Annotated in this window: 4 protein-coding genes; all 4 read left to right on the top strand. The window is 65.2% G+C overall.

Annotated elements, in window-relative coordinates; genetic code table 11:
- The coding region (locus tag M3498_16715; GenBank protein MDQ3460912.1) for a hypothetical protein at nt 1–1,708 on the top strand (1,708 nt) is incomplete at its 5' end.
- Nucleotides 1,709–1,785: 77 nt separating this feature from the next.
- Nucleotides 1,786–2,004, top strand: coding sequence for a zinc ribbon domain-containing protein (locus tag M3498_16710; GenBank protein ID MDQ3460911.1), 219 nt, complete (start codon nt 1,786–1,788; stop codon nt 2,002–2,004).
- A 267-nt stretch (nt 2,005–2,271) separates the two neighbouring features.
- Nucleotides 2,272–2,946 (top strand): hypothetical protein, encoded by a 675-nt coding sequence (locus M3498_16705; protein ID MDQ3460910.1) that lies wholly within the window; start codon nt 2,272–2,274, stop codon nt 2,944–2,946.
- Between the two features lie 163 nt (nt 2,947–3,109).
- Nucleotides 3,110–5,362: Ig-like domain-containing protein (locus M3498_16700; GenBank protein ID MDQ3460909.1), on the top strand; the 2,253-nt coding region annotated here is incomplete at its 3' end.

Genomic DNA, 5,362 nt, shown 5'->3' with positions numbered 1-5,362 from the left:
TTTCAAAAAACTGCTCGAGCTTGTCGAGGCGCATCCGGAGCTGCCGAGTGCGGATCCTTTCGTCGGCTACACGACCGGCTATGGTTACCTCTACACCCATAAGGTGCAAGAAGCCGAGCAGTTGGCCTGCAGGATGCTCGCCACGCCGCTCGAGGATCACGAACGCGCCCGCTTTTTGGGTGTTTTTGAAGCCATCGCCCTCGAGCGTGGCGAGCACGAAGCCGCCCTGCGCTTCTCAGACGAGCGCGTCGCCCTCTACCGCGCCAGCCGTCAATCGTATTCTCTCGCCTCGGCCCTCGAAAAGCGTGCGCAACTCCTCGAGACGCTGGGTGACCATGCGTTGCAGCTTTCCCACCTGAACGAGGCGCTCGGGCTGTTTGCCGGGGTGGGAGCCCCGCGGAGGCTGGCCGGTACACAAGCCGACCTCGGCTACGCGCTTATCCAGCATGGCCGCTACGAGGAAGCGGAGGAGGTCTTGTTGCAGGCGCGCGAACGGCTCTCCCGCCTCGAGGTCTCGGACAGTCACTTGTTGGTCGAAGCCTTCTTAACCCTGCTCTACTACGAGTGGCGCCCGCCTCACGCGGCGCCCCTGGCCCTGCTTCACGCTAGAGCGGTCCTGCAGATAAGTGGCGCCTGGCTCTGGCCCATCATGATGGCCGGTGTGCACTGGACCGCCGCTCTGGTGGAGTCCTGGCTGGGCGACCCGGCGCGCGCGCTGGCATTGACGGCGCCCGGCATCGAAACGGCCGAGGCGCTCCAGCACCACAACATTCACGCCGCCAACCTCTACGCTCAAGGGCTGGCGCAAGAGCGCCTGGGCCGCGACGCCGACGCTAGGAGCAGCCTCGAGCGGGCAACGCTACTCTTTAAGCGAGCGGGTTTCACGGAGCGGGCCGAACGGGCAGCACTCGAGCGTGATCGCCTCTGCGGCGACGTCGAAAGCGCTGCCAGGCGGCTGGTGTGGTTCGAAGAACGCGGCCTGATGAACGGCGTGAACATTGCCCGCCGCTACTTTCCCGAGCTGGCTCAAGGAGAGGCGGTCGCCCCGGCGCCGCGGCCGGATGCCCTGCCCCGGCTCGAGCTCTTAGGCCCCATGCGAATCGTTCACAACGGCGTCCCCCAAAGTGTTCGTGGCCAAAAACGCAAAGAACTCCTCGCCTGCCTGCTCGAGGCCAGGATTGCCGGCCGCGCCGAGGTCACTCAGCTCGAGCTCTTTGACAGCCTCTACCCTGACGAGCCCGAGGACGCCGCCGCCGGCTCGCTCAAGCAGCTCGTCTTTCAACTTCGCAAGAGTCTGGGCGCGGGGGTTATCCTCCGCACCGCCGGCGGCTACGCCCTGGGCAGCATGGGTTCAGACGCCGAGGATTTTTTAAAAAACGGCGACACCCGGCTGTGGCGCGGAGTCTACCGCGAAGACGCCGGCCCGGGTGACGAGACCGTGGCGAGCGCCCTCACCCACGCCTTGAGGATAAAGGCGGCAGCCCTTTTAGGGGCTGACCCGCTCGAGGCCGCCCGGCTCGGCCGGCTCCTCTTAGGCACCGATCCCTATGACATAGAGGCCTTGCGCCTGGCGCTAAAGGCGCTGCAAGCAAGCGGTGACCAGCGGGCGCTTACATGGCTCTACCACCAGGGTTGCCAACAGCTAGCCGAGGTGGGTGAGCGGCTGCCGGAACGTTGGGCTGACTTTCTGGCGCAAGCAGCAGCATAACGCCTGTTTTCATAACCGCCATATAACTGGGCTTCTGCTACCCTTGGCTCGTTAGCAGCCAAGAGGAGGCCCAAGCCGTGGAAACAGGTTTCGCCCACTATCGCCTTTGCCCCCGTTGCTTCAGGGCCGTTCCCGAAGCGGCGGGAGAGGTCTACTGCCCCAACGACGGCACCCGGCTACTTGCGGCCTGCCCGGCGTGCAGCGCGCCCATCACCTCGCCCTACAGCCGCTTCTGCGTGCGCTGCGGCGACGATTTCGCCAAGGAGGGAGGAGGAGCCATGAAGGCGAGCGACTAGGCCGCGCCGATTGTTACTCCCCTCGGACTTGCCGTCGATCGTTCAGGCACCATGAGCCATCCCATGACCGGCAAAACGTCCTCAAAAACTAACCGGCATATAACCAAGCCTCTTCTACCCTGAGGGAGAAAGGAGAATCGGCTGTGAGACGTAGTCCCCATACACGCAACGCCAAAACCCCAAAGTTAAGCCCCTTGGCTATAAGAAAGGAAGGTCTCATGAGGAAAGTCACCCCCCTGCCTGTTTCCGCTTGTCGCGGTAGCCGCGTTGCTCGCCGCCTGCGCTAACGCCGTTGCCTCCACGCCCCCCAACAAGCCCTCCTGGGCGCTCGGCGACACCCTCCACGTCACGGGCACGCTGATGGATTGGGCTGCGGGCCACCATGAGATCCCGCCGACCGACGGAAACCTCTTCGGCGAAATGAACATCAGCGAAGCCGCCAGGGACGGGCTGGAAGACGGAGAGCTCATCGCCCTTGGCAAGGTGCAACCGGACGCGAGCTTCGAGTTTGGCGGTATGTGCGTGGGCGCCGATCCGAGTTGCATTACTGTCCCCGTGACGGATGCCCTCTGCGAGGGCCTGAGCACCAGCGACCCCAAGGCGGCGATCAACATCATCCACTCCATCTTCGTCCCCGGCATCCCCATGAGCGAGCCTCCTCCTCCCCGCCTGTCGGGTTGGGTGTACATCAAAATGGAGAGGCCCACGAGTGTCTGGGACGCGTCGAGAGGACACGGTTACACCTACGCCTACGCCGACCACGACGTGACGGTGCGGGGGTCTTGCGCCCACATCGGCCCCATCGCCCTCGACCTTCGTAAGGGCTGGAACTCGCTCGAGTGGGATCCGAGCGGTGGGGGCTTCAAGACCGCCGCCATTCCGGCTGATGCTAGGTGGTGGTTCTTCAGCTCCTACACGTTGGGACGTAACTTGAGGAGATGAACCTACCGACCCGCCCAACGCTAGGTGGTGGTTCTTCAGCTCCTACACGGTGGGACCGTGACCCCCTCTCTCTCGCTCGAGGCGTCGCCCCGCGGTGCTTGTCGGGTATCCAGCGGCACCCCACTCAAACGCGAGCGTTGCTTTCTTTCAAAAAGGAGTTGGCATGAAATACGTTTGGACACTCGTCCTGATTCTGCTGCTCGCCGCCTGCAACAGCACCTCTCCCACGCCCCCACCCGTGATTCAGAGCTTCAGCGCTACGCCCGCCGACCTGCCCACCGGAGGCGGTGAGGTCACCTTGCAGTGGACGGTCGAAGGGGCCACCGCCCTCTCAATCGACAGCGGCGTCGGCGCGGTGACGGGGACCTCCAAAACCGTGACCGTGACGGCCAGCACCACCTTCACCCTCACCGCCAGCAACGCCGCTGGCACGGTCACAAAGACGGCCGACGTCACCGTCGCTTCGCCTCCGGCCAGCCTCGACGTCGACCCGCCCGCGCGGGTGGTCGTGGCGGACGGGCCAGCGGTCAGCTTCACGGCCAACCTTGTGGGCGCGCAGGGCACGGTGAGCTGGACGCTGTCGGGTCCCGGCAGCGTCGCGCCCGAGAGCGGCATGAGCACCCTCTACACCCCGCCTGATAGCGTGGACGCGCCGCAGACCGCCACCTTGACGGCGGTGCTGGCGGACAGCGCGCTCAGCGACACGGTGACCATCACCATCAACCCGGTAGGCACGGCCATCGACACCACCCTGCCGACGGTGAGCCTCTCGAGCAGCGCCGGCGAGGTCACGGCGGCGGGCGCGATCACACTCAGCGCCACGGCGAACGATAACATCGGCGTGAGCAAGGTCGTCTTCTTTGAGGGCGCGACCAGGCTGGGCGAGGACGACACCGCGCCTTATACGTTTGAGCGCAGCTTTACAAGGGCCGACAACGGCTCCTACAGCTACACCGCCACCGCTTTCGACGCCGCAGGCAACAGCGGCTCGAGCGATCCCATCACCGTCACCGTCGCCATCCCCGCGAACGAGGACCTGCTCACCGAAGAAAACGCCTGGAAGGGCGAGATTCCCGCCGACGCCGAGCAGGTCAGCCCCGAAGAGTTCCGGCGGCGGGTAGAGGCGGGCGAACTGGTGCTCTCGAGTACCGCCTCTGAAGAAGCTCAGAGGGCGGCTCTGGAACGGCAGTTCAAGGCCGACAAGGCGTTTCTGGCAAGCATCCCCGATCCTGGCCCGGCGCTGCGGGCGCTGCTCGAGGAGGCGGGCACGCAGCAGGATTTCGAGGGCGATCAACCCTTCCAGACGCCCGGCGGTATGACCATGCTCGAGGGGCTCGGCACGCAGCTGCGCAACGCGGTCTTGATCCACGAACTCGCGCAAAGCGCCGGCAACGCGCTCGACGATTATCGCCTCAGCTACGCGCTGCTTCCCGACGACGTCAAGGCGAAAGCCGCGTCGCCCGATTCTCTTGCGGGCAAGTCACTTGCAGAAGTCAGAGAAGCCTTGAGCAACCTCGACGCGCTGCTGGCCGACGTGAGCGAACTGGACAACACCCGCCTCGAGGGTGATGTTCCGCTGCCCCCAGACCTGTCGACTCAGGCGATTCGGCCGGGGCAGGGCCGCGACCAGGACAGCTCCTGCGCCACTCCGACGGGTTACGCGGCCCGTCACTGGTTCCCGCTCAAGCGCTTTATCTCGCCCATGAAAAACCAGGGGATGCGCGGCACCTGCTGGGCCTTTACCGCCGTCGGCGCCGTCGAGAGCCGCGAGCGGGTCCAGAACAACAACCCGGTCAACCTCTCCGAACAGTTTCTGGTCAACAAGGTCAAGCAGGACTGGGACTCGAGCGACTACACCGAGGGCTACAACGTCCAAAAGGCGCTCGACACCGCCATCGCCAAGCGCCAGGCTTTGCTCGGCGAGGGGGACTGGACTTACAACGCCGCCCAAAAACGCCCCGACCTCCCCGACGGCAAGAAAGAAGCCTACGCGGGGGCCTGCGACCCCTACGGCAAAGACCCCAACGCGGGCACCTGCTCGGAGACCGCCCACCAGAGCCGACGCGTCTGCACCACCTTCGTCTTCACCTTTTGCGGTTACGCCAAGGCCACCTTTTCCGGCCCCGGCGTGGCGGCCAGCCCCGCCGTTCAGATCTGGGCGAGCGGTCAAAGCTTCGACCTCAACCGCTACCGCCTGCTGCTGGCGCAGGGGCACGTGATCATGGCGTCGTTCCGGGTCTACCAGGGCTTTTCGGGGGCGGCGGGTGGCGTGGTCAGCAGCTATACCACGGCCTGCGGCGACAAGGCAGGCAAGGCTTGCGGCGGCCACGCCGTGCAGATCGTCGGCTTTTTGAGCAATGCGGAGCTTTCGACCCTGATCAGCCCCGTCAACATCGGCGGCGGCGGCTACTTCATC

The sequence above is a fragment of the Deinococcota bacterium genome, from assembly GCA_030858465.1.
Taxonomy (GTDB): Bacteria; Deinococcota; Deinococci; order Deinococcales; family Trueperaceae; genus JALZLY01.
The sequence above is the reverse complement of the archived record's forward strand: the minus strand, read 5'-3'. Positions and strand labels throughout refer to the sequence as shown.